Raw genomic sequence first — 21,696 nt, 5'->3', positions numbered from 1 at the left:
CAAGTCGGTGAGTACGGTAACGTGGTTCGGATGGCTCCGACTGTCGCATCGCGTTAACCGCCCAATTTGGAGGGGTGTTCGTTTCCGGATGCGATACTGACTTACCACCCATTCAAACCACCCATGCCGTTTGCGGCTTTGGAGTTCTGCTATTCGTCTTAGGTTGCTCGTAATGAACAGCCATAAGGCCGAATGCATCGGAACTGTGAGATGCCCAATCGTGGTTAGGTCCAAGCCCTATGCCGCGTTGCTCATCTTTCTTTTCGTGATACCAGCCCAGAGCTTCAACTCCGGCCCCTGTGGTGTCTTCGTTGAACCAGATCGATGGGAACAACCTGCGGACCGCTTCAATTCTCATTCGTGCAGCGCCCGCGCCTTGGTTAGGAACAACCTCTGTTTCAAAGTCCGCGTCGTTTAAAGCGCTTTCGAATGAAACGTCATGCACCTTGTCTTTTGTCGATCCGTCATGAGGAAGTACACAAAGCGCTTTGCTGTAACCGTTGTCACGCAGCCACTGTACATGAACCGCAAGAGGCTGGCCTTGCGCCTCGTAGTGGTCGAGCACTCGAACTTCTCTACCGACAAACTGAACAATCCAGATTGCGGTTGCATCTGCTTTGGCGCCAGTGCCGCCAATATCCCAATAGGCGCGGAATGTCATAAGCGGGTCTTTGGCCACCCGGCCAATACGCTTTTCTTCGCGCGCCTGGTGAATGTGGCTGGCGAAATACGCACCTGCTATTGCTGTTTTAAATTCGCCTTCCCAGACATGCCCGTATTGATCAGGGCGTTCGCGCTTGTCAGCCTCACGTACACGGTCAAGAATATCTGGAAACCATGGGTTATCCTGCCAGTTGACCTCGGCAATTTTGTGCCGTGGATTGTCTGATTTGAAAAACCGTTGGTTGGTTGCGCTGTCCTTGCGTTCAGGATTCCATGTAACCCAAAGCTCGCTGTCTTCTTCGCGCAGGGTTGGTATCAGTGTGGCCCATGCGGTTTCTGTAACTGGCTCGGCTTCTTCGACCCAACAAACGAGAATGCGAGATTTCGATTTAACACTGTTGATGTTGCGATCTAGGCCAGCAAACTTGTATGCAACGCGCCCTGATTTGGTGCGCACATACTTCTCGCCAATATCAAAATGTGGCTCCAGCCAATCACACCCGCGAATAGCGGCTTTGACTTCTTCCAGCGAGCTTTCATCAAGCGAGTTCATAAACTGACGACAGCAAAGGATTATGCCGCTGCGCCCTGCTCGATCCCACATATAAGCGCGAATGGCAGACATCAGCGCAAATGAACGTGTCTTGCCTGAACCGCGACCACCGTGAGCGCCGCGCACATCAGCTTCACCGGAAAATACCGGGATCAGCTTGGGCGGTAGTTCAATCCTCGCTGTCGTCATCTGGCGCTACCAATTCAATGCGCGTGACAGTCTGCAATGGATTGTCCTCATCACCCTTGTGCTCAACACTGGAAAGCTTTGGATGCACAAAGGGGGCTGCTTTTTCTGCCGCCCACATCCTGTCTTTAGGATCAGCGCTCTTATCGCGCAGGACATTCAGCATATACTCGAGAGGTGTCAGGCCATCTGTTGAAGCCTTATTTGCTATCTCTCTAGTTTTAGAAGTGACAGCGCCAGCAGGACGGCCAGCACCATCGCGCTTACCTCCGCGAGCCATTTTTGATTTCCTTTGATTAAATTCAATTAGCAAGGCTCATCGTCAGCCCAATATGGCTTAGGCTTTGGTGCGCCATGAGGATGAGCGCCCGACTTGCTAATTAGAATAAAGAACACGGCCACAGCTGCGCAAAGCAATAAAGCCCCGATCACTACGCCTGTTATCATCACTTACACCACGTCTTTGTCAGGTAATCGTTGAATGAGCAGTGACGCTCGTAAGGAAGCGCGCATGAGGCTAGAAGGATAAACGCAGAGAGAGCGAGAAGCTTGGCGGTCATCACAACACCAGATGAGCTTTGATTGCACGCAGTTCGTCTTCAACGACTTGCATACGGGCATTCACGGATTCATCGACGTACTCAGCGCAAGCATTACAAAGGCGCTCGAAAATGTGCTGATATTCCTCACCCTGTTGACCGGGGAATTTCCCATGCTTGCTTTCATACCAGTCGCGAAACTTCATTGATTACACCACAACGCCATTGCTGGCAGTCAGGCGACCTTCTGCAATCTGGCGCTGACGGCGCGCAACTTCACGCGCACCATTTGGCGCATAAGTGCGACCACCATACCGAACTCGCTTGCTGCTGCCGCGTTTACGATGAGGCTTACCTTCATCAACGATGTGAAGCGAAGGCGCACCCGAAAAGAACCCACGAACAGACGACAGCAATGCTGCCGCCATGACACCGAAGCCAAAGCGCATATCGTTCTCCGATTGTTGAAATGAAAAGCCCCGCGTGAGCGAGGCTGAGAAAAGACAATAAAAAACTAAATGGCCGATGCGCATGTGGCATGGCTGGGTTTGACCGGCGAGTATTCCCACTATGTGGTCCGCATCAGAACATCAAATCATCCGATTGCATGTATATCTGATTTGGTGTTAAAGCGCAAAGCGCTTTTTCACGCAGCTGGGGATAGATCGTCTAGCCCTACCTCTATCGGAACAAAGCTATTCAGAGCATTGAGAAGCACCTTGATCTTGCCTGAGCTTGTCACTTCTTCCACTACGCCGGTAATGTCGATGAATGGCCCACGCACCATTGAGACAGGCTGACCCCTGCTGAATTTCAGCTTTGCTGTTGCCTTCTTTGTGCGGGCTTCTTCCTCACGATAAATGCGGGCTTCGCGGGTATCATCGAATTGCATGTCACGTTCGGCCAGAAACAGTGCCTCAACAGCGTTTGCAGATACGCGGACATATGAGCCACCGCATTCAAGAACGCGCTCCACGCCCTCACAGCGGCGAAGTTTGAACCAGTCTGCATTCTGTCGTGGCTGGGCAACGAACAAATACCGAGACATGAGAGCGCTTTCCCTCACGACACGAGTCTTTGTCCGCTTATGCAGGAATTCAACTCGCTGGCGCGGCAGATATGCCTCATATCCTGCAAGCCTGAGATTGTTCGATGCCTTTTCCTCGCACTTGATGTTTGTGCGGATCACATACCAATCTTTGTCGTTACTGATCGTTGTCGCCGCCATGCCTGTTTCCTCATCGCCTGGGGTTATGCTGGATCGCCAAGAACTTCGATGAATGATGCGGGCCCGCCAGCCCGTTCATCATCGAATACACCGACCACTAAGCGGCCAGTCTTCCAAGCGAATGTGTCTATGTCTGTCCGGCCCTCGTAAAGCATTGGGCCGTCTGCAAATTGGTGATGGCCATGCACGACATGATATTTGCCGTGACCGCCCTGATACCCATTCGGGTAAAGCATCCATTGCATTGTCTGAGCTGTTTGCTCATCGAGCGGGATTGTTTCATCAACGGCGGCATGCACGAAAACGCGGTGCTTATCTTTGTGCATGAGAGGCAGCGATCTGAGCCAAGCTATATGATCTGCCGGTATCAAGCCCAAAGCTGCAACGATGCTGTCACCCTCTTTCGCGCCATAAGAAATTAGTGTTGCGCCGCCGCCATTCGGTGCCCACCACTGAACTGCAAGCAAAGGCTGCTTGATGGATTGCAGAAGCATGTCTTCATGATTGCCTTGGAGGCATACCCATTTCCAGCGGTGAGTGTCGTCTGGACCTTTCATCAGCCGATCGATGATTTGCGCACTATGCGGCCCGCGATCAACGTAATCGCCGGTAAACACGACCGTTCCGCCTGAATGACTGGATAGCTCAATCTGCTCGATAGCCTTCACCAGCAGATCATAGCGCCCATGCAGATCAGCGATTGCAAATGTCTTTCCCATCGCCCTCTCCTATGCTTGTACCTTGCGTTGGTAATAAGCAGATCGCCTCTGCCTGCTGTACCCGATGTATTCGTAGATCTCGCCGCACCGGAATGTGATTTCCTTCGGGACCATCCAAGCGGCCTCTGGATTGCACTTGATCCACATGCGCGGCCCGTTTTTGCATGTGGCGGGCGAATACCGATTATTCTTAGAACTGAACATTAGCGCAGGATGCCCCATCGCCCTCTCCTATGCCGCTTTACGAATTGCGGCTTGCTTCCTGCGCTTAATGCCTGCTTCTACATGGGTTGATCGTGCGTAAAACATCACACTTCTCCACGTGCTTTGGCTAGGGCCGCGTTGACAGAATCGCAAGGCAACTCCGCACCAACTTCATCCTCACACCATTGCTTCATACGAAGTAACGCCTCATAAAGCTCCGGCGCTGCGGCGATTAGGTGGGCGTTCGGATGATCTATTAGAGCAAACCAATCGGCATGATGCTCGCGCCCGACCTTCTCAACTGCCAATTCTTGCACCCGCTTAGGTGGCCCGCCCCATCCATCAGCGTTCCAATTATGAAAAACTGGAGCAGCCCCATTCATACCGTAACGCTCAAAGCCAAGGACAGTTTTGTCGAAAGTATTTGCAGGCAATCCGCCACACAGATTTATCGATTTGTGCTTCCTGTTAATTTCCCAGCGCCACGGTCCCGGCGTAAACTTTGTATCGGCCATTATGCTGCCCTCCCTGCTTGTTTGAATGTACCGGTTGACGCGCTTGTGAAACTGTCTGCGCTGAACTCTTTGCCGTTGGCTTCTGCCAAGGCCTGTAGGCGCATCATTGCCGCGTCGTAGGTGTTTTCTTGCGCCTTCTCGTCTTCGGTCTTCATTGCGCTATGAAATGCTTCCATGCGTTTTCGCTGGCGTTCGTGAAATGCTTCATCGCGTTCGAACTTAGGCGCAGCCAGACGACGATTTTCTTCGATAGTTTCCCGGCGAATACGCTCACGGGCTGCATCAGCTGCCACAGCATTCTGATTTTCATTGCAGAGAATGCGAAGCTCTGGGGCTGATGGATGGAAGCCATGACCAAGACCACCCCGGAGAACATCTTTGATCGCTTTTGCTAGAGCGCCCTTGGAAACACCTTCCAGCGCCATCATGAAGACTTTACGATCAAAATCCGCCGTATCGCTTGCTTTCGAGGGTAATGATTTCAGCAGTGTCAGGCTCGCGTCGATCTCTGCCGGTGTCGCTGCCGAATAAAAGCTGTTTGAATTCTGGGCTGATGTCGTCGGTACCATTTCGCTGTAACTCCAAATATGCTGCTTCGCCTGCATTCCTCGGTGTTGAAGGCTTCGGAGGAGGTTCTTTGCGATGAGGCTTGCGCTCAACTGCCGACCGGCACCAATTGCGCCAAGTGGCAAGCCAATCCAGCTTAACGCCGCGCTGCCCCGGCTGGCTGTTCCAGTAATCGCGAAATTTATCAGCCTCATGGTGAGCATCTTGCTCCGAAAGGCCAAGACGAACGGCTTCCGAAATATCCGCCATGAAATCATCAGGCAGTCTCGAACCGCGTTTTGCTTTTGCGGGCGCTTGCGCCTTAACATCTGAACGAAGTGAAGATGTATTATCTGTATCTGGTTCTGGTTGGCTAAGCCGCGGCTTTTGTAAGTCTTTGTTTTTCCTAGGAGTGGAGGCTCTTTCGGACTGTTTTTCTTGAAGTTTCGCGAGAGTTTCAAGCTCGATAACTGCGCGTTTGTTCGTCAAAAACTCGCCGGTAATCTCTATCTTACCGATAGAAACAAGCTCATCGCGAAGCACATTCCACTTGCGCATTGTGCAGCCGAGTAGACCGGAAATGTATCTGGCATCATCAGGAAGATTGCCGCCCTGCATGTAAATCAGATCGAGGACAAGCCGATATGCGGCCTTAAGCTCGAACGACATGCCGATGGTGCCTTCAATGAAATCTCGTGGATAAGCTTTGTAATATGGAAGACCGTTCATGCTGCGTGAGCCTCCTCGGCACGCTGCAAGATGACGACACATTCCTCTTTCAAACCGGCATCCCACGTCATTGTGAGGCGTTCACAGAGGCTGTCGTTCTTGATGACCTTGTAATGCTGGAGAACGTCGAGAAGCGCTTTCATGCGGTTGTCGATGTCCATGCGCTTGTGCGGACGCTTCAAAGCAACAGAGATGCTGAAAGGACCGTCGATGAATTCATTCTTTCCATTGAGGAAATAGCCGCAGTCATTGCGCCATTTGTTATAGGCGCTCGTGCGATGCTTGGTTTTCCCATGGCCTTCGTAGATATCCCAAACAGACGGAGGGAACGGGAGCGCGAGCTTGATCATGCTTCGCCTCCAAATAGTTCGCCCTGTCGAGCGTCTTTACGGTCGAGCATGCGCAGAACTGTTTCGCCGTAGTGCTCTTTGTCCCAGACAAACCAGGCGTTGAGCATTGGAGGTGCGCCCTGCCCGGTGAAGTCGATCTTCCAGCGCATGAGGTAGACGCGCGCAGGAGGGAATCGGCCCCAGAACGATGCAAGGCCACCGGCACCCGGCCACGACCAGTTCAGCAAGAGCGCCATGTAATCAACGTCAAGCGTATCAAGCGCGTGGTAAAGCCAGCGAGCTTTGCCGTTTCCCCATCCGCACTGATCGAAAGGGGGATTTGTTACGATGGCAGGCGCAGGCGATACCTGGAAATCGTAGAAAGACCGGATATCTGCATCACAACCGCGATCAATCAGATCAGACGCACGCACGACAAGGCCTAGCGATTCCATTTCGCGAACCATCGCGCCGTCACCAGCTGCAGGCTCCCAAATGCAAGGGAAGTCGCGCAGGCGCTCAATCTCAGCATGGAGAAAGGCACGTGTAGGTTCTGGCGGTGTAGGGTAAAACTCGTTTGGTTCACGCTCAAGGGAATCGGTTTTCACAATCTCGCCATCGAGCATGATGTGAACCGGCTTAGGCTTATTCCCTGTAGCTCTGAATAGACCGCGCGCGCTTGCTGTCATCACGCCACCCACTTCGCATAAACAACAGCGACGGCAAGTGGCGGAAAGATGATGATCAGGGCCACGATTGCCCACTCAACGAGCGTCTGGATGATGCCAGTCTTTGCCATTGGGTTTGCCAGTTCTGGCGCTATCCAAAGCGCTAAGGAGCGCCCGCATCGCAGCAGCGACAGGGCGAGCGAGATCCGGATCATTGTGCCCCAAGATTTCCGATGCTCGGCTGATGAGTTTGTCGACTTCTGCGAGTTCTTGTCCGTATTTGACACCGGACACCTCCTCTACTTTTCGTAGCTCTTTGGGCTTGATCGATACGCGTTCATCGGCGTACCAAACGTCCTTGGTTCGATTGAATGACCACTTGAGTGCTCGTGATGCGGTAAGGATTCGCGCGCCGATACCGCTTGCTGCCGATGGAGGCGCAATGCGTTCTTTCAAAACCTTGGACGCGAAAACCAATTCAGACATTTCTGATTTCTCCGACAACTTTTCGGACATTTCCGAAAATCTCCACGCTACGTTTCAGGACATGGAGAGCCTGAGACGTAACGAACGCAGGAGAGAGAATTTGCAGCACATCGGCTTCGCAGCGTGGCGCGTTTTGCAGAACGCACGAAAGGCAGCGATAGCCCGAAGAAATGACGCGGATGCACAGGCACACAACGGAATGTTCAAGGTTCAGGTGAGGTCTAAGACCAACCATGCTGAGCCACAGCCGGAGGCATCCGCTAGCACCATCGAAGACCCGGCCATGATTGGTAGATCGCGAGATAAACGCTCGACGGGTTCTGAGATTTGAAATTGAACAGGGCTTAATCATCGCCGCCACCCTGTTCTGTAGGCCGGTCCGCAAATTCCTCGGCGGACCGGCTTTTATCGTCTGCCGTGTGGGCGGGGGCTTGGGGGTCGACAGACGAATTTGGATCTTCATTAATGACGCCAGCGCCGAATTTTTGCGCTATACCATCGGAAAGGCGGATATTCTCTTGATGAGATTCTTCGGAGATCAGGCCTGCCGCTGCCAATTCGGCGGAAAAAGCCTTGTTATCGTCCATAGCTTCGGAGGTGCGCTGCTTTGCGCGCTCCTCACGAGATTTTTGCTCATGCGTGTGCGTAGCAAGCGCCGTGCCATTTTCGTATTCGTTCAGATACAAATCGAAAATAGTGTTGGCGGCTTCAATTTCTTCGCGACCCTTTTTCTCGACCTTACGCAGATAGGCAACGAGCTGACCGGCAGCGGTCTTGTCGTACCCCTCGCCTTTCATTTCCGCGTAGACTTCGCGAATGTCGGCCTTGATTGTGTCTTCTTCCTCTTTGAGGCGAAGAACACGGTCGATGAAGGATTTGAGCCGCGAGTTGGTCATGCGCTTGCCCTCGCACGGGAGCGCTTGGCTGGTTGTCCGTAAATGTCAGGGCGCAACGCGTATCGCGGCACAGCGCCCTTTGTCGCTTTGTCGATAGCCAGAGCCATTTCGGCGGAGATCGAGGTCGCATACTTGAGCAGGTACGAGACTTGCTGTTGAGAACAGCCCATCTCTTCCGCAAGCTTTGCCTGCGAACCCTTTAACTCAACTGCTTTTGAAACGAGGTCTTTGAACGTGCTCATACTAGTAAACTAGTAATATTCAAAACCAAAGTCAACTAGGAAACTTGTGTATCCTTCTACAAGCGGGCTGGTATTTTAACAGCATGACGATTGCAGATAATTTGAAGCGCCTCAGATCCGAGAAAAAGCTATCGCAAGCCAAACTTGCGAAGGAGGCTGGCGTTAGTCAGCAGCTAATTTCTCAGCTTGAGAACAATGTGAACTCATCGACAACCGAGCTGCCGAAGCTTGCACGCGCGCTTGGTGTGGCTGTCTCGGAGATTGATCCTAGTTATGGCGATGTTTCGTCTGATGTGATTTCGGTGGCGGGGCGAATGTCACCCGTCCGAACTGTCGGCGTTGTCGAGGCAGGCACATTCCGCGAGGTTGATGAGTTTGACCAGGGCGAACCTGACGAAATCTATTTGCCCCCAGATACCAAGTACCCTAACGCTCGACAGATGGCTTTTATCGTTGCTGGCGATTCAATGAATAACCTTTTGCCTCGCCCCATTCTTCCCGGCGATAAGGCGATATGCGTGGCTTATGCTGATATTGCATCAGAGGTGAAGTTGCGTGACGGAATGGTCGTAGTCGTCCAGCGCCAGCGTGACGGCGGGCATTTCCGCGAATGGTCAATCAAGCAGATCGAGATTTATGAAGATCGCACGGTATTTGCACCAAGATCACATAATGCAAAGCATAAGCCGATCGTCGTTCCGCGGGACTTTGAAGCCGACAACGGCGAAGAAGTGGAGGTCATTGCACTTCTTCGCCGTGTAGTGAACGACTATGATTTTTAAGCCGCGCACCTATTGCCGGTGTAATCAAAATCTCTACACGCCTGAGCGATATCTGCCATAAACCACCGATTAGGTTGCTCGCACATTAGCGAGCGACCATCTGGGCTCAGGTAATTCATAATCGGCAGAACGCAAAACTCTTCCTCGTCGCCGACCGGCACAAATCCAGATATCTTGAAGCTATATCCGGGGAACTTACGGCTCAAATGATCCTTAAGTCGTTCTGCAGAATCCGCCACCTGCGCCGCGCGCTCATAAGGTGGCACAATGATGTATTCCAAGACTTCACGCGTCATTACTCTTCTCCTACAGTGATATCAAAAAGCTGACCGATCACGCTGTGACAGTGAATGCAGCAAAAGCGCATATCGCTTAACAAGGCGCTTTGGATCAGATCATCAGCATCCCTTGGCATATCGGCACAGACGGGAACGGTAAGCCCCCTCTCCGCCTCTCTCATGCAGTTTTCACACCGAATATGGAGCGTGAAAGACTGATACTCCTGTTTCCGCAATGCCCACCCCATACCCTTTCACCTCTCCGTTTGTTCTCTTTATGTTCTCATACAGCCAGAACCGGAGCAAAGAGTCGAGTCGTTTTTCGTTATCCACTAGCGATTCTAATTTATTTTTAACGGCACGCATTTTTCACTAGTTTACTAGTTGACAAGCTCACTAGTATGCTAGTAATGTGATCTCAACAAACGAGTTGGGAGCAACGAAATGAACGGCATCGAGATTTCACCCCACGGATACACGGAAGCATTCGGCCCGAACGTTTCCCGCATTCTTTGCCAAGGTACGCTTGTTGTTAATGGCCGCATCCCTTCACAGGTCCGTAAGGAGTTGTCGGCGGCGGTTAAGGCAAACGTTCTGGGTCGCCTTCGTAAGGATGGCTTGAAACCAGAAATCTACTTTCATCCGAGCCACAAGAACGGTGCGATTGATCGCCAGAAGCGGGAAGCAGCATACGCGATTTCCTGCATCTCAAAGGTCGTAGCAACGCCAGCGCATGTTCGCGAAGGTATCGAGCAGAACGGTGGCGATGTTCTGGATTACGCACTCAACGAAATGAAGCGTGTCTAAGCCTTCCGGTTTCCGCCTTACGGGGCGGTTTCCCGAATGCTTATTCAGGAGACAGAAAATGCACTCCACATACCAGATCACCGGACCAGCCCTTATCAATACCCTCGTGGGCATTGCGCATACGGTAAACAAGCCGCGCTTTTTGCGTGACGTTCTCGCCATCAAGAAAGAACGTGGCGACGAGGATTGCGCCTATTTCGAGCTAAACGCTCGCTACTACGCCAATCGTTTGAACTCGACCGTTGAAGGCGCTCATTACACAGCAAGCCGCGCTCCAAGCATGAAGCGTTTCGCAGGAATGCTTGAGGAGTTTCTGTGATGGCCGAGATTAAAACAGGCGGCGCAGCATTCCCATGCGAAGGCGGTTCAGAGGGTGGGCTATATGCCGATCCCGGTATGACGCTTCGCGATTACTTCGCAGCGAAGGCGCTTCAAGGGTTTCTCTCCAGCCGATATGTCTCCGATTTTATCAAAGAAGTCGGGAATTTCAGCACGGATGCTGATGTAAGGCGCAATCTGGCAACTAACGCGTATCTGTATGCCGACGCCATGCTCACAGCCCGCGAAGGCGGTGCGAAATGATCTACGCCGCCCTCGCCCTCACCCTTTTCATCATCGCCATTGCAGCAACGTTTCTCATGCTCTGCCATGCAGAAACAATGGCGGAAATCGCTCGGAGTGAAGTTGATGTGTGAACTCACCCACCTCGAAGCAATCACCGCAATCTTAATCGCTTTTGCAGCGCCGTATGTCGCGCTCGGATGGGGGATTTAATGAAAACCTATACCGCATCACAGAGCCTTTATATTGGCGCTCGCTGTCCTGCTTCTGAAATCGAATTAACGCTGACTGTCACCGCTGAATATGAAGTTCGGCAGATACAAGCCGATCTGGAAGGACGCGTTTTAACACCATTGCCAACAGCGACAATTACGGACGTGACGGTCTGGGACAACAAAGCAAAAGTCGATCTTCCAGAGATCATCATCAACGCAATTGTCGAGACGGACGAGTTTGACCGCTGGCTGTTGGCTGAGATTGCTGAGCAGCTCGAGGCTGAGGCCGAAGAAAAGGCCGATCACCAACTTCGTCTTCGTCAGGAGGCATCGTGATTACCGACAAGCTCAGTCGCGACGAAATCATAAAAGCCCGCCGCGAGATCGAACAGTACCTCAAAGACAATCCGCACGTACCCACCCGCCGTTACCTCGATGAGAAAGATGCTGAACTTTACGAGGAATTAGAGCGGCTTGAAAAACAAGGAATTGCAGCATGAATGCGCAGGCACAGACTGAAACAGGCACAGATATCGTTGGCTATGTATCGGCCAACCCGGTTTCTGTTCTCATTGATGAGAAGGTCTATTCCCAGTTCTACGAGCAGATCAAGGCAGAGACTGACGCATTCAAGCCGGACCTTTCGACTGTTTCGAGCCGCAAGGAAATATCTTCCCTCGCCTACAAGGTGACGCGCACCAAGACCGCTATCGATGCGGCTGGCAAAAAGCTGAATGAAGATGCTCGCGCCAAGATCAATGCGGTTGATGCACAGCGCCGTAAGATCCGTGAAGAACTCGACACGCTGGCTGAAACTGTTCGCAAGCCCCTGACCGAATGGGAAGCTGCCGAAGAAGCGCGCATTGAGAATATCAAGTCCACTCTCGCGCATATTGATGCGTGCGGCAAAGGCATGATCGGCGGCGAGCCACAGGCGTTCGGCATTCTTTTCCATGAACTCGAAGAAAAGATCATCATTGATGACAGCTTTGGTGAGTTCAAGGAACAGGCAGAAGCCGCAAAATCGGATGCTCTCGCAAAGCTGAAAATCGCCTTCGATGCCCACCAGAAGGCCGAGGCCGACCGTATCGAACTTGAAAAGCTGCGTGCTGAAAAGGAAGAACGCGACCGGCTTGAAGCGGAACGCGCAGAAAATGAACGCATCGCTCAGGAAGCTATTGCTCGCGAAAAGGCCGAGAAAGAGCATCAGGAACGTTTGGCAGCAGAACAGAAGGCCCGCGAAGAACGTGCGGCTCAGCAAGCGCGTGAACAGGCAGAGCGTGAAGCGCGCGAAGCGATTGAACGTGCCGAACGTGAAAAGGCAGACGCTGTTGCCAAGGCCGAGGCAGAAGCCCTCGCAGTAAAGCAGAAAGCCGAACAGGCAGAAGCAGAGCGCGCAGCCGAAGCAAAGCGCATTGCCGACGAACAGGCCGCACGAGACGCTGACATAGCGCATCGTTCCAAAATCATGAAGTCCGCAAAAGAAGCATTGATGGCTCAAGGCGCGGACGAAGAAACAGCCAAGAAGATCGTTCTCGCGGTTATCGCTGGCGAAATCCCCAACGTAACATTGAGGTTTTAATCATGGCCGCTCAAGCAGTAGAAGTTCAGCAGCCGCAGGCGATGTCTCCAGTTCATCGCAGTGTTGCCGCCGCAAATGACATGCTTAGCCAGGCTCTTTCGTCTGGCGCGGGTATGGACGTGATCGAAAAGCTTATGGAGCTTCGCGATCGTCAAGAAGCAACGATGGCCCGCCGTGCCTTTGACGAAGCTCTGGCAGCAGCGAAGGCTGAAATGCCGGTCATCACCAAAAACAGAACTGTTGATTTTACCTCGACGCGAGGCCGCACAAATTACGCGCACGAAGATCTTGGAGAGATTGCCCGTACAGTTGACCCGATCCTTGGCAAATTTGGTTTGTCGTATCGATTCCGCGTCAAAACGGAACAAGGCCAAGTGAGTGTGACCTGCATTGTCGCGCATCGCGAGGGGCATTTTGAAGAAACAACACTTTCAGCAGGCCACGACCAGTCGGGCAACAAGAACAGCATTCAGGCTGTAGGCTCAACGATCACATACTTGCAGCGCTACACGCTCAAGGCCGCTCTTGGTCTGGCCGCATCATCAGATGATGACGGACGCACCCATGGTCGTACGGCAGAGGATGACGCTCTGATTACCGCAGAACAGCGCAACACCCTGCTTAAGATGATCGAGGCTACCGAAACCGACATCGCCCGCTTCTGCGCGTACATGAAAGTAGAATCCGTTCCTGACATCAAACTCAGCGAATATGGCCGCGCCGTTGCAATGCTTGAGAAGAAAAAGGAGCAGAAGAATGTCTGATATCGTTCAAGGCACTCCCGAATGGCATGCATTGCGCGCCGGTAAAGTTACCGCTTCTCGCGTTGCTGATTTGATAGCCAAGACAAAAAGCGGTTTTGCTGCTTCGCGCGCCAACTATATGGCTGAACTATTGGTGGAGCGCCTGACTGGCGCTTCTGCACCCGGATTTTCTTCACCTGCTATGCAGTGGGGAAATGACAACGAACCAGATGCGCGCATAGCATATGAATTCTATGCGGACGTTGATGTGGAGCAGGTCGCTTTTATCGATCACGCTGCTATCGCTATGACCGGCGCTTCTCCTGACGGTCTTGTAGGTGCGGATGGACTTTTAGAAATCAAATGTCCAAACACTGCCACGCATCTCGACACACTTCTTTCAGGCAATATTCCGTCGAAATACATCACTCAGATGAATTGGCAGATGGCTTGCACTGGACGCCAATGGTGCGACTTCGCTTCTTTTGATCCTCGTCTTCCGGAACGCATGCGCTTGTTCGTTAAGCGTCATCACCGCGTCGATGCCGATATTCGGAGCCTTGAAGTTGAAGTGACGCTTTTCATCAAGGAGCTGGACGAGAAAATTGCGGCCCTTGCTGAAGCTTACCCCGAATTTAAGGATGCAGCGTAATGGCCGGCTCAGTGAACAAAGTCATTCTGGTTGGCAATCTTGGTGCTGATCCAGAAATCCGCCGCCTTAACTCTGGTGACCCGATTGCTAATCTGCGCATCGCAACCTCGGAAAGCTGGCGCGACCGTCAGAGTGGCGAGCGCAAGGATCGCACCGAGTGGCACAGTGTTGTCATCTTCAATGAGAACCTCGCCAAAGTGGCTGAGCAGTATCTGAAAAAGGGTGCCAAGGTTTATATCGAAGGCGCGCTGCAAACTCGCAAGTGGCAGGATCAGAACGGCAACGACCGCTACAGCACTGAAATCGTGCTGCAGAAGTTCCGTGGTGAACTTCAGATGCTCGACGCACAGCGCGACGGCTCCAGCCAATCAAATCAGCGTCAGGAGGAACGACAATCGTCTTACGGCGAACAGTCGAGCGGCTTTAGCCGTGACCTTGACGATGAAATCCCCTTTTGAGGTGAGCCATGAGCAGAGCAACCCTCGTAATAAGCAATGACCTTGTGCGCCAGAAGGCAATCAACTGGCTCCGCAGCAAGCACCTACGTTGGGGAACCCGCGTAGAGTTCAAAGCCCCAAAGCGTTCGCTGCCACAGAACGATAAAATGTGGGCGATGCTCACAGAGGTAGCAGATCAGGCCCGATACCATGGCGTAAAGCTGGCTTGCGACGATTGGAAGCTGATCTTCCTCGACGGTCTTAAGCGAGCCAAGCAGCAGGAACTGCGCTTTGTGCCAAACCTCGACGGCACCGGCTTTGTAAATCTCAGCACATCATCATCCGATCTTTCGAAGGATGAAATGGGTGAACTCATTGAGCTTATCCACGCATGGGGTGCGCAAAACGATGTGATTTTCGCTGACGATGAAAGGAAATTCGGATGACCGCTATTTCCCTACATGCTCCTTGGGAAGCTCGCAGCACCAAGGCCAAGGCTGAAAAGTACGTCTCCACCCACAGCCAGCTTGAGCGCGAAGTCCGCGGTAAGTTCGACCGCGAGTGCGAACAGTATCTAGCTATCGTCCTGTCGCTCACCGACTTCTCGGAGGTGAACCATGCGCTCAGTTAAAGAATGGGTCGGTAAAAACGACGACAGCAAAATTCCTGACAGTGCAAAGGATCGTATTGTCGAACGTCAAGGAGGTTTGTGCGCTATCTCTGGCGTGAAATTTGGCCCAGGCGTTAAGCCTCAGTTCGACCATAAGACACCGCTTTGGCTCGGAGGAAAGCACTGTGAAAGCAACCTTCAAGCCATCACCGAAGATGAGCATAAGAATAAAACTGCTGCCGAAGCGGCAATTCGCTCAAAGGTAAACAGTCAGCGCAAAAAGCACATCGGCATTGTGGAACCGAAAGGAACGATAAAAAGCGCCGGGTTCAGCAAGCCTGACAAGCAGCCAAAACAGTTCACCAAATCAGGACAGCCGCCACGTCAATTGTACGTGAGCGCAGCGGAGTCGCGCCCATGACCATCCCAGATGAAGCAGTACAGGCGGCAATCAATGCGTGGTTTGAAGAAACACGCGAATATGTGAAGTCGGTTGAGCCATTGCCGGAACAAGCGCGACGTATGAGACTGGCATTAACAGCGGCTTATCCGTTGATGTCCGGCATCCCTTCGTCGCACCGCCTCATTCCTCAATGCCCGACAGACACAATGCTTGAAACAATGGCATTTAATCTGTCTTCAGAGTTTGGCTTTGATTTCACGCTTGAGAACAAAGAGTTCGCCTTAGCTGTTTATAAGCAGGCGTGGGAGCTTGGTATTAAGTTACCAGCCGCCCCATTCCTGCAAGGGGTGAAGGTAGACGCTCAAGGCATCTATGATTACGTGCAGGGTTACGAATGGCGAGGCGACAATGGAGATTACACTCCAAACGATGCCGACCGTGAAATGCTTGAAGATGCCATCGTAGGGTATCTGTCCGCAATCGAACCCTCCCCATCCCCGCGTGCGCAGGCGTTGGAGGCGCTAGATTACGTTGATAGAATGTTCCGCCTTGACCTAAGCAAATATATCGATTGGGACGGCGATGATTTCAATCAGGCTATTTTTGACACATATCAGCGCGTGAAATTCGCCCTCTCTCAAGACACAAGCTCAGAGCGTGCGCAGGCTTTGGAGGAAGCGGCGCAATGGCACGAAAGCGAAGCGGAAGCTTACGATGCAGAAGAAGGTGGCCCGGACGTTACTGGTCGCATGCTCGCACAAGAGCATCGTGTTAGCGCTATAGCAATCCGCTCATTGGTCGCGAAGGGGGGCTCAGATGCTTAACCCTTCAAAGCAAGTGAGTATCTGTGAATGTGGCAATCATTGCTTCAGTGAAATCACAAAAGGCTACACAGTTATCGTTAGCCCAGAAGATGCGAAGTTTCTGGACCGTAATCGATGGTCCAGCAAGATCGACAAGCATTCTGTTTATGCGCAGAGATCCGCACTTGGTAAAACTGTCAGGCTACATCGTGAAATAATGCGCCCTACGGCGGGTCACTTGGTGGACCACATTAACGGTAACGGTCTCGATAACAGACGAACAAATCTGCGTATCGCCACTCATGCTCAGAACAGCGTGAACAGAATTAATTTTCGGAAATCAAAGAGTGGTTTTGTCGGCGTGTACCGAGAGAAAAATCGCTGGCGGGCGACGATCAACACTGAACGAGGTCACATTAACCTCGGTTCTTATGTCACCCCAGAGGAGGCAGCTAAAGTTCGTGATGCTGCGGCTTACGCCAAATATGGAGAATTTGCGCAGCTCAACTTTCCCCTCCCAGCCTCACCGGGAGCGTCGGAATGAGAAAGCTATTAACTAAAATCCGCCAGCGCTTTTGCCGTCATGAATGGAAGATGACCCGCTTCCAAGCGCTTGTTCCAGGCAACGGATATCGTTGCACTAAGTGCGGCAAACAAGAGCAGTTTTATTCTCATCCGACAGGAAGCAGCGATGCAGACGCTTGAGCTGTTCGGCCTTCTCGTATTCGGTCATGTGCTGGCAGATTATCCGTTGCAGGGTGACTTCCTCGCCAAGGCGAAGAACCGTTTCGCGCCTCTTGCTGGAACGCCATGGTATCAGGCGCTTGGCGCTCACTCGGCCATTCACGCCGGTTTCGTCGGTATCATCACTGGCAGTCTGTTTCTCGCAATCTGCGAATTCATTCTGCACTGCCGGATTGATGACTACAAATGCTCCGGGAAAATTTCATTCAATCAGGATCAAGCCCTGCACATCGCCTGTAAGGCGTGGTGGACCGTGCTTGCAGTGTGGGTGCTGAAATGACATTGAAACCGTTTCTTGAAGATATGCTTTCCATGTCCACCGGGACAGACGGGCACACCTTGCAAATACATTTCAGCCGTCCTGTGACGGTGGATGACCGTCTTGCGCTCATGGATGCTCATAACTATGCCGTCACCCGCCCCACCGCGCCGGTCGAAGGGTTGGAGCGATACGGACAAAACTGGCACGACGAAATGGAGCCAAAGAATGAAGGGGATTACGTCCTTTTCTCGCAGGCCGAGGCCATCATTGCGGTGGAACGGGCTATGCGCAAAACCGCAGAGCAACGTCTCGCACAATCTCAAGATGACTTGAAGCAAGTGAGAGCCGACAACGCGGCGCTGACTGTGGAGATAGAACGTCTGCAAAAGATCAACGCCATGATTATGGGCGATGATGAAGCTGCACCACGATACACGACTAAGCGGATGAAGCAGGAAGTCGAGCGCGCCACCCAAGTTATGCGCGGAGAAGCATCAGATCGAGAAGCGTACGTCAGATCCCTCGAAACCCAACTCGCGGCAGCAAGGAAAGCGCTCGAGGAAATCGCCAGTTTCACCCAGACAACCGATCTTTTGTGGTGGCAAGAACGCGCCCGCGCCGCCTTGGAGACCGCCACATGACCCTCATTGACAGACTATCCAATCTGGACGGGCCTGATAGGGAAATAACCGAACGCGAAGGATATATTCGCGAACTCTCGAAAGGCACTCAATACGGATTTGAGAACGATGCGAAAGCTATTTCCCACCACATGGGTCGCATCGCCATCTTGCGCGCAAAGGAGGCCAGCAATGCCGAGTAAGGAACTGATCGAGAAGGTGGCGTACGGCGACAGAACGCAAGCAGAAGCTCTGCGTATCGCCTATGACCGTCTGAAGTTTCTGGGATGGAAGTTCACCCATCACGATGTTGGCAGGGTTGCGAAGGAGATAATCGAAGCTCTCAACGCCAGCCCACTAGGGGAGCAGAGCGAATGAAGGAGCTTGCAGTTATATTCTTTGCAGCGGGGCTAGGCTTCATATCAGGAGAGAAATGGGCCGTAGTCAACGAACCTCTCCTTATCAAGCGCAATGAACTGCTCGCCCGTTCCATCGAACTCAGCCAGAGCAATCGCGGCATAATCGAGGATTTCTCGAAACTCATCAAAGAAACGGACTGGTGCGACGGTCGCCAAGCCCTGAAAGGCGGTGAGTGATGTCACCTCCCGCCCCATGGGTTTTTGGAAAGCCCGGTTTGCCTCGTGCAGATGTTGGAATACAGCAGTTGCAGGCGTTTGCCGTTACAGACCGAGCATTTCAGCTTGGGGGCAAGGTCATTCAACATCGCACCGTGTTCCGAGCCGAGCTTATCCGCCAGCGCCTGAATATCCAGTTCAGTGTATCGCCCGCACGTATGACAGTGCGCCGTGATGGTCTCACCGCATCGCAGGCAATCGCCCAATGTCGCGTTCGTGCTGAATGTTCCCATGACAGCCTCCAAAGCTGGCTGTCTTACACCGCGAACGAAACGGAAACAAATCACAATTTTGGAGGGGAAAATTGAAACTATTAACCCCAGAGCAGGCTGCGGAAGCGCTGAGCATTTCCCATCGCCATCTAATCCATTTGACAGATGACGGTGAGTTGCCGTTCATTAATATAGGCAGAGGCATGAGGAAGATCCGCCGATATGAACCGGCTGACATTGAAGCCTTCAAAAACCAACGGAAGACCACAGAATGCCAGTTTTCATCCGAAAAGACAGCAAGGACGGCACCTACTCGTATGAGTTCCGGCTACGCGGTCATAGATTTTCGGGCAACACGCGAAAAACTTCGGAGCGAGAAGCGCTCAAAGTAGAGCGTCAGAAAAGAGAAGAAGCTGCGCTTGAAATGGCGAACGCAGCTTCCTTTCAATCAGACGATCTGACGTTTGAAGTCGCCGTAACGAAATACTGGGATGAAGTCGCCCAGCACCATAAGAACAATCTAACCACTCTTTGGGCGCTTGACTGGCTGGCTGCGTCCATCGGTCGAAAAACCAAGCTCAGCAAAATCAATGATCGTAAAGTGGCTGAACTCGTGGCTAAGCGCAGAAACGATTTGATCCCTAACCGAAAAGTCGCGCAGAAGATATCACCGGCAACTGTCAACCGAACCATGACACAGCCATTACGTGAGATGCTTATACGAGCGGCTAAGGTCTGGAGGGTTAAGACGAACGACATCAACTGGTCGCAGCATTTACTTGCTGAAAAAGGTGAGAGAGTTCGAGAAGCATCCATTGGCGAAGAAAACCAGATTATGAGCGAGCTCGAGCGCGGTTACGATGTAGCCGTGCGCTTCGCTTTTTTGTCAGGTTGTCGTCGTATGGAGATATTGGGCCTCACATGGGCGAATGTAGATTTCTTTGGAAAGACGTTTACCGTTACCGGAAAAGGTAACAAGGTGCGGATCATCCCCATGTCTCAGGCAATATTCGACCTGCTATGGGATGAGAGAAATCATCATAAAGAAAAGGTCTTCACGTTCGTAGCGAAACGAACTCTAAGGAAGCCGGAATATGTTCGCGGGGAAAGATATCCACTGACAGAGAGCGGCGTGAAAAGCGCAATGCGCCGAGCTGTGTCAGATGCTGGCGTTGAGAACTTCCGCTTTCATGATACCAGGCACACCGCTGCTACCCGGATTTTGAGAGCCAGCAACCTACGAGTTGCTCAGAAGTTGCTCGGCCACACTGACATCAAAACCACCACGAAATATGCTCATGCAATGATTGAAGATGTGCGCTCCGCTATGGATGCAATGAGCGCCACGGAAAAAGCCACGGACTACACTGCAGAAGATATCAAGGCATTGAAAACTAAGGGGGAATAGGTCACTGGAGCTTTTTCCCCCAGTCAAGTGCGCTACCGGGCTGCGCTACGCTCCGAGCCGGAGAAAGCCCTAGAATATAAAGGCTTTTCCCGCAAGCCTAAAAATCGAGTCCCAGAACAAATTGAAAGCTGATGAATAGATTCAGAGGATTGAGACCGAAACCCCTACCACGATCTTTCAATCCAGTGGCTCATTCCGCCGCTTCGAAAGTAAACGGTTCTGCAGGAACGAACTGATCTGATACTTCTCCGACAAGCACGCGGCTCATATCAATACCCAGATCAAGCTTGCGAACTTGTGCGCCCTCGGAGAAGTCGAGTTTCTTCATGTCCACCGAGAAAATATTGGGTGATGTCGCCGATTCGCCGTGGAAAAACATAGCCTTCTGATCAGCCACCACTCGCCAGCGAGTTGTGGACAGGTTCGGCGCATCAGGAAGGCTCACGCCATAAGGCACTGAAGCGTTCCGGATCACACTGAACACCGCAGCAGCAGCAATTCGCGGGTCATCGCTTTGGGTCACCGCATTGACGTAAAAACCGGCGCGCACGAAACGGTCTTCAGAGCGGCCACTCCCGGGAAGAAAGTTGAGCGCGTTGACCCCACTCCAGTATTTCTGATTGGCAAGTTGAATATCAAATGGCGGATCGTTGGTGACAACCTGATATGAACGATCGTGATGAATACTCAGCGCCCCGTCGATCCACTCAAGAACGGCACTATCGCCAGTTGCATCTGAGAGCGTCAAATGGAGTGGGGCAAGACTGCCGGGACGCCCCGGCACTTCCCCGCTCACGACCTGAACAGGATTGTTGCGCGTATATTCGACTGCCTCTGAGACTGTTGCGAACTGATCAAGATAGAATTGGGCCCAAATCGCAAGCGACATGCGGGGCGTGCTCTTGTCATCTTCGGGAAACGCGGTGGCATTGAGCCACAAAAGGCTGGCATTGAGGCCAGCTTCGTTCATGCCGTCGACCGTTGAAATGTCATAACCGGATACGGCAAGACTGCCGAACTTTGAAGTCCATTCCATTGAACGTGCGCCGGCCCGTCCGTTGCGCTTCATTCCACGGGGAAACACCCAGAAATTGCTGACCATAGGATCTTTGAAATCCATATTTCGGCCTGTGAGCGTCCGACCGGCTTCTCCGTGATAGACGACCCGCGTACAGGCTTGAACTTCTGCGGTCATCAATCCCGTGGTGGCTGCTAGTATGGCAAGCATATGGGCGAAACGAGACATGTCAGATACCTATTCATCAAAGAATGCTCTTGCCCTGTCAGTCATAACGGGATTTTCTTCGGGAAAGTAGAAATATTTTATGTAAACCAATAGTTTGTCGGCACGGGTTGCACTCGACTTAAATAAGTCAGGATAAGTGATTGAGGCTAAAACTATAAAGTTCATTCAATGCTTTGGTGGAACATCGCGTTCT

38 protein-coding genes and 1 pseudogene are annotated in these 21,696 nt (G+C 52.2%); 23 read left to right on the top strand and 16 right to left on the bottom strand.

All coding sequences use genetic code 11. From position 1 onward, the window contains the following. Positions 1-112: 112 nt before the first annotated feature. The 14 genes from C9380_RS04840 to C9380_RS04775 all read right to left on the bottom strand — a co-directional run bounded on the left by C9380_RS04840 (position 113) and on the right by C9380_RS04775 (position 8,503). Positions 113-1,405 carry a PBSX family phage terminase large subunit gene (locus tag C9380_RS04840; RefSeq protein WP_128093115.1) on the bottom strand — a complete coding sequence of 431 codons (1,293 nt, stop codon included), beginning with the start codon at positions 1,403-1,405 and terminating at the stop codon, positions 113-115. Further along, positions 1,386-1,682: a hypothetical protein gene (locus C9380_RS04835; protein WP_210249742.1), complete on the bottom strand. Its 297-nt coding sequence runs from the start codon at positions 1,680-1,682 to the stop codon at positions 1,386-1,388. Before C9380_RS04835 ends, C9380_RS04840 begins: the two co-directional genes overlap by 20 nt. 279 nt (positions 1,683-1,961) lie before the next feature. Beyond that, positions 1,962-2,147, bottom strand: coding sequence for a hypothetical protein (locus C9380_RS04830; protein ID WP_128093114.1), 186 nt, complete (start codon positions 2,145-2,147; stop codon positions 1,962-1,964). Positions 2,148-2,150: 3 nt separating this feature from the next. Continuing rightward, positions 2,151-2,390 carry a hypothetical protein gene (locus tag C9380_RS04825; protein ID WP_128093113.1) on the bottom strand — a complete coding sequence of 80 codons (240 nt, stop codon included), beginning with the start codon at positions 2,388-2,390 and terminating at the stop codon, positions 2,151-2,153. A gap of 197 nt (positions 2,391-2,587) precedes the next feature. After that, positions 2,588-3,169 carry a transcription termination/antitermination protein NusG gene (gene nusG / locus C9380_RS04820; protein ID WP_128093112.1) on the bottom strand — a complete coding sequence of 194 codons (582 nt, stop codon included), beginning with the start codon at positions 3,167-3,169 and terminating at the stop codon, positions 2,588-2,590. A 23-nt stretch (positions 3,170-3,192) separates the two neighbouring features. Beyond that, entirely contained in the window at positions 3,193-3,888 is a 696-nt protein-coding gene (locus C9380_RS04815) for a metallophosphoesterase (RefSeq protein WP_128093111.1), read from the bottom strand. Between the two features lie 308 nt (positions 3,889-4,196). Further along, a complete protein-coding gene (locus C9380_RS04810) occupies positions 4,197-4,607 on the bottom strand; it encodes an XkdD/Y8K6 family phage-associated protein (protein ID WP_128093110.1) in 411 nt (136 codons plus the stop codon). Continuing rightward, positions 4,607-5,035 (bottom strand): hypothetical protein, encoded by a 429-nt coding sequence (locus C9380_RS04805; RefSeq protein WP_128093109.1) that lies wholly within the window; start codon positions 5,033-5,035, stop codon positions 4,607-4,609. Before C9380_RS04805 ends, C9380_RS04810 begins: the two co-directional genes overlap by 1 nt. A 13-nt stretch (positions 5,036-5,048) precedes the next feature. Next, a complete protein-coding gene (locus C9380_RS04800) occupies positions 5,049-5,882 on the bottom strand; it encodes a DUF1376 domain-containing protein (protein WP_164844634.1) in 834 nt (277 codons plus the stop codon). Further along, entirely contained in the window at positions 5,879-6,232 is a 354-nt protein-coding gene (locus C9380_RS04795; RefSeq protein ID WP_128093107.1) for a RusA family crossover junction endodeoxyribonuclease, read from the bottom strand. The genes C9380_RS04800 and C9380_RS04795 overlap by 4 nt, the downstream gene beginning before the upstream one ends. Then, the gene (locus C9380_RS04790) at positions 6,229-6,900 is read right to left on the bottom strand and encodes a hypothetical protein (protein WP_128093106.1); all 672 of its coding nucleotides are present in this window, start codon (positions 6,898-6,900) and stop codon (positions 6,229-6,231) included. Before C9380_RS04790 ends, C9380_RS04795 begins: the two co-directional genes overlap by 4 nt. A gap of 75 nt (positions 6,901-6,975) precedes the next feature. Beyond that, a complete protein-coding gene (locus C9380_RS04785) occupies positions 6,976-7,365 on the bottom strand; it encodes a hypothetical protein (RefSeq protein ID WP_128093105.1) in 390 nt (129 codons plus the stop codon). 344 nt (positions 7,366-7,709) lie between these two features. Then, a complete protein-coding gene (locus C9380_RS04780) occupies positions 7,710-8,261 on the bottom strand; it encodes a DUF2312 domain-containing protein (RefSeq protein ID WP_128093104.1) in 552 nt (183 codons plus the stop codon). Further along, positions 8,258-8,503, bottom strand: coding sequence for a YdaS family helix-turn-helix protein (locus C9380_RS04775; RefSeq protein ID WP_128093103.1), 246 nt, complete (start codon positions 8,501-8,503; stop codon positions 8,258-8,260). Before C9380_RS04775 ends, C9380_RS04780 begins: the two co-directional genes overlap by 4 nt. 83 nt (positions 8,504-8,586) lie before the next feature. Here C9380_RS04775 and C9380_RS28470 point away from each other — a divergent pair, with 83 nt between their 5' ends. Then, a complete protein-coding gene (locus C9380_RS28470) occupies positions 8,587-9,285 on the top strand; it encodes an XRE family transcriptional regulator (RefSeq protein WP_128093102.1) in 699 nt (232 codons plus the stop codon). On the opposite strand, the gene C9380_RS04765 is transcribed toward C9380_RS28470, so the two are convergent. After that, positions 9,282-9,581, bottom strand: a complete 300-nt coding sequence (locus C9380_RS04765; RefSeq protein ID WP_128093101.1) for a hypothetical protein — start codon at positions 9,579-9,581, stop codon at positions 9,282-9,284. The two genes, C9380_RS28470 and C9380_RS04765, sit on opposite strands and share 4 nt — an antisense overlap. Before the next feature lie 426 nt (positions 9,582-10,007). Here C9380_RS04765 and C9380_RS04755 point away from each other — a divergent pair, with 426 nt between their 5' ends. The 22 genes and pseudogenes from C9380_RS04755 (at position 10,008) to C9380_RS04655 (ending at position 20,257) form a co-directional block, all read left to right on the top strand. Beyond that, complete coding sequence (locus C9380_RS04755; protein WP_128093099.1) at positions 10,008-10,370, top strand: hypothetical protein; 363 nt, start codon at positions 10,008-10,010, stop codon at positions 10,368-10,370. Between the two features lie 58 nt (positions 10,371-10,428). After that, a complete protein-coding gene (locus C9380_RS04750) occupies positions 10,429-10,689 on the top strand; it encodes a hypothetical protein (RefSeq protein ID WP_128093098.1) in 261 nt (86 codons plus the stop codon). Then, the gene (locus C9380_RS04745) at positions 10,689-10,952 is read left to right on the top strand and encodes a hypothetical protein (protein WP_128093097.1); all 264 of its coding nucleotides are present in this window, start codon (positions 10,689-10,691) and stop codon (positions 10,950-10,952) included. Before C9380_RS04750 ends, C9380_RS04745 begins: the two co-directional genes overlap by 1 nt. A 191-nt stretch (positions 10,953-11,143) precedes the next feature. Beyond that, a complete protein-coding gene (locus tag C9380_RS04740; RefSeq protein ID WP_128093096.1) occupies positions 11,144-11,482 on the top strand; it encodes a hypothetical protein in 339 nt (112 codons plus the stop codon). Then, on the top strand, positions 11,479-11,646 hold the full coding sequence (locus C9380_RS26760; protein ID WP_164844633.1) for a hypothetical protein: 168 nt from the start codon (positions 11,479-11,481) through the stop codon (positions 11,644-11,646). The genes C9380_RS04740 and C9380_RS26760 overlap by 4 nt, the downstream gene beginning before the upstream one ends. Further along, positions 11,643-12,728, top strand: coding sequence for a coiled-coil domain-containing protein (locus tag C9380_RS04735; RefSeq protein ID WP_128093095.1), 1,086 nt, complete (start codon positions 11,643-11,645; stop codon positions 12,726-12,728). The genes C9380_RS26760 and C9380_RS04735 overlap by 4 nt, the downstream gene beginning before the upstream one ends. Before the next feature lie 2 nt (positions 12,729-12,730). After that, entirely contained in the window at positions 12,731-13,492 is a 762-nt protein-coding gene (locus tag C9380_RS04730; RefSeq protein ID WP_128093094.1) for an ERF family protein, read from the top strand. Further along, complete coding sequence (locus C9380_RS04725) at positions 13,485-14,123, top strand: lambda exonuclease family protein (RefSeq protein WP_128093093.1); 639 nt, start codon at positions 13,485-13,487, stop codon at positions 14,121-14,123. Before C9380_RS04730 ends, C9380_RS04725 begins: the two co-directional genes overlap by 8 nt. Next, positions 14,123-14,581, top strand: a complete 459-nt coding sequence (ssb, locus tag C9380_RS04720) for a single-stranded DNA-binding protein (RefSeq protein ID WP_128093092.1) — start codon at positions 14,123-14,125, stop codon at positions 14,579-14,581. The genes C9380_RS04725 and ssb overlap by 1 nt, the downstream gene beginning before the upstream one ends. A gap of 8 nt (positions 14,582-14,589) precedes the next feature. Continuing rightward, positions 14,590-15,006 (top strand): recombination protein NinB, encoded by a 417-nt coding sequence (locus C9380_RS04715; RefSeq protein ID WP_128093091.1) that lies wholly within the window; start codon positions 14,590-14,592, stop codon positions 15,004-15,006. Next, complete coding sequence (locus tag C9380_RS04710; RefSeq protein ID WP_128093090.1) at positions 15,003-15,191, top strand: hypothetical protein; 189 nt, start codon at positions 15,003-15,005, stop codon at positions 15,189-15,191. Before C9380_RS04715 ends, C9380_RS04710 begins: the two co-directional genes overlap by 4 nt. Continuing rightward, on the top strand, positions 15,178-15,591 hold the full coding sequence (locus tag C9380_RS04705) for an HNH endonuclease (protein WP_128093089.1): 414 nt from the start codon (positions 15,178-15,180) through the stop codon (positions 15,589-15,591). The genes C9380_RS04710 and C9380_RS04705 overlap by 14 nt, the downstream gene beginning before the upstream one ends. Next, positions 15,588-16,397 carry a hypothetical protein gene (locus C9380_RS04700; RefSeq protein ID WP_128093088.1) on the top strand — a complete coding sequence of 270 codons (810 nt, stop codon included), beginning with the start codon at positions 15,588-15,590 and terminating at the stop codon, positions 16,395-16,397. The genes C9380_RS04705 and C9380_RS04700 overlap by 4 nt, the downstream gene beginning before the upstream one ends. Beyond that, positions 16,390-16,920: an HNH endonuclease gene (locus tag C9380_RS04695; RefSeq protein WP_128093087.1), complete on the top strand. Its 531-nt coding sequence runs from the start codon at positions 16,390-16,392 to the stop codon at positions 16,918-16,920. The genes C9380_RS04700 and C9380_RS04695 overlap by 8 nt, the downstream gene beginning before the upstream one ends. 147 nt (positions 16,921-17,067) lie before the next feature. Continuing rightward, complete coding sequence (locus tag C9380_RS04690; RefSeq protein WP_128093086.1) at positions 17,068-17,400, top strand: DUF3307 domain-containing protein; 333 nt, start codon at positions 17,068-17,070, stop codon at positions 17,398-17,400. Beyond that, on the top strand, positions 17,397-18,023 hold the full coding sequence (locus C9380_RS04685; protein ID WP_128093085.1) for a hypothetical protein: 627 nt from the start codon (positions 17,397-17,399) through the stop codon (positions 18,021-18,023). The genes C9380_RS04690 and C9380_RS04685 overlap by 4 nt, the downstream gene beginning before the upstream one ends. Then, entirely contained in the window at positions 18,020-18,205 is a 186-nt protein-coding gene (locus C9380_RS04680; RefSeq protein ID WP_128093084.1) for a hypothetical protein, read from the top strand. Before C9380_RS04685 ends, C9380_RS04680 begins: the two co-directional genes overlap by 4 nt. Further along, entirely contained in the window at positions 18,195-18,380 is a 186-nt protein-coding gene (locus C9380_RS04675) for a hypothetical protein (protein WP_128093083.1), read from the top strand. Before C9380_RS04680 ends, C9380_RS04675 begins: the two co-directional genes overlap by 11 nt. Further along, the gene (locus C9380_RS04670) at positions 18,377-18,598 is read left to right on the top strand and encodes a hypothetical protein (RefSeq protein ID WP_128093082.1); all 222 of its coding nucleotides are present in this window, start codon (positions 18,377-18,379) and stop codon (positions 18,596-18,598) included. Before C9380_RS04675 ends, C9380_RS04670 begins: the two co-directional genes overlap by 4 nt. Further along, positions 18,598-18,945, top strand: coding sequence for a hypothetical protein (locus C9380_RS04665; protein ID WP_128093081.1), 348 nt, complete (start codon positions 18,598-18,600; stop codon positions 18,943-18,945). The genes C9380_RS04670 and C9380_RS04665 overlap by 1 nt, the downstream gene beginning before the upstream one ends. Continuing rightward, positions 18,942-19,097 (top strand): annotated as a pseudogene (locus tag C9380_RS28465) (helix-turn-helix domain-containing protein); the annotation flags it as partial. The gene C9380_RS04665 and the pseudogene C9380_RS28465, both read left to right, overlap by 4 nt. Positions 19,098-19,120: 23 nt before the next feature. After that, positions 19,121-20,257, top strand: a complete 1,137-nt coding sequence (locus tag C9380_RS04655; protein ID WP_128093080.1) for a tyrosine-type recombinase/integrase — start codon at positions 19,121-19,123, stop codon at positions 20,255-20,257. Positions 20,258-20,447: 190 nt separating this feature from the next. On the opposite strand, the gene C9380_RS04650 is transcribed toward C9380_RS04655, so the two are convergent. Beyond that, a complete protein-coding gene (locus C9380_RS04650) occupies positions 20,448-21,503 on the bottom strand; it encodes a linear amide C-N hydrolase (RefSeq protein WP_111786901.1) in 1,056 nt (351 codons plus the stop codon). Positions 21,504-21,696: the final 193 nt, after the last annotated feature.

The sequence above is a fragment of the Brucella pituitosa genome (assembly GCF_003049685.1).
Classification (GTDB): domain Bacteria; phylum Pseudomonadota; class Alphaproteobacteria; order Rhizobiales; family Rhizobiaceae; genus Brucella; species Brucella pituitosa.
The sequence above is the reverse complement of the archived record's forward strand: the minus strand, read 5'-3'. Positions and strand labels throughout refer to the sequence as shown.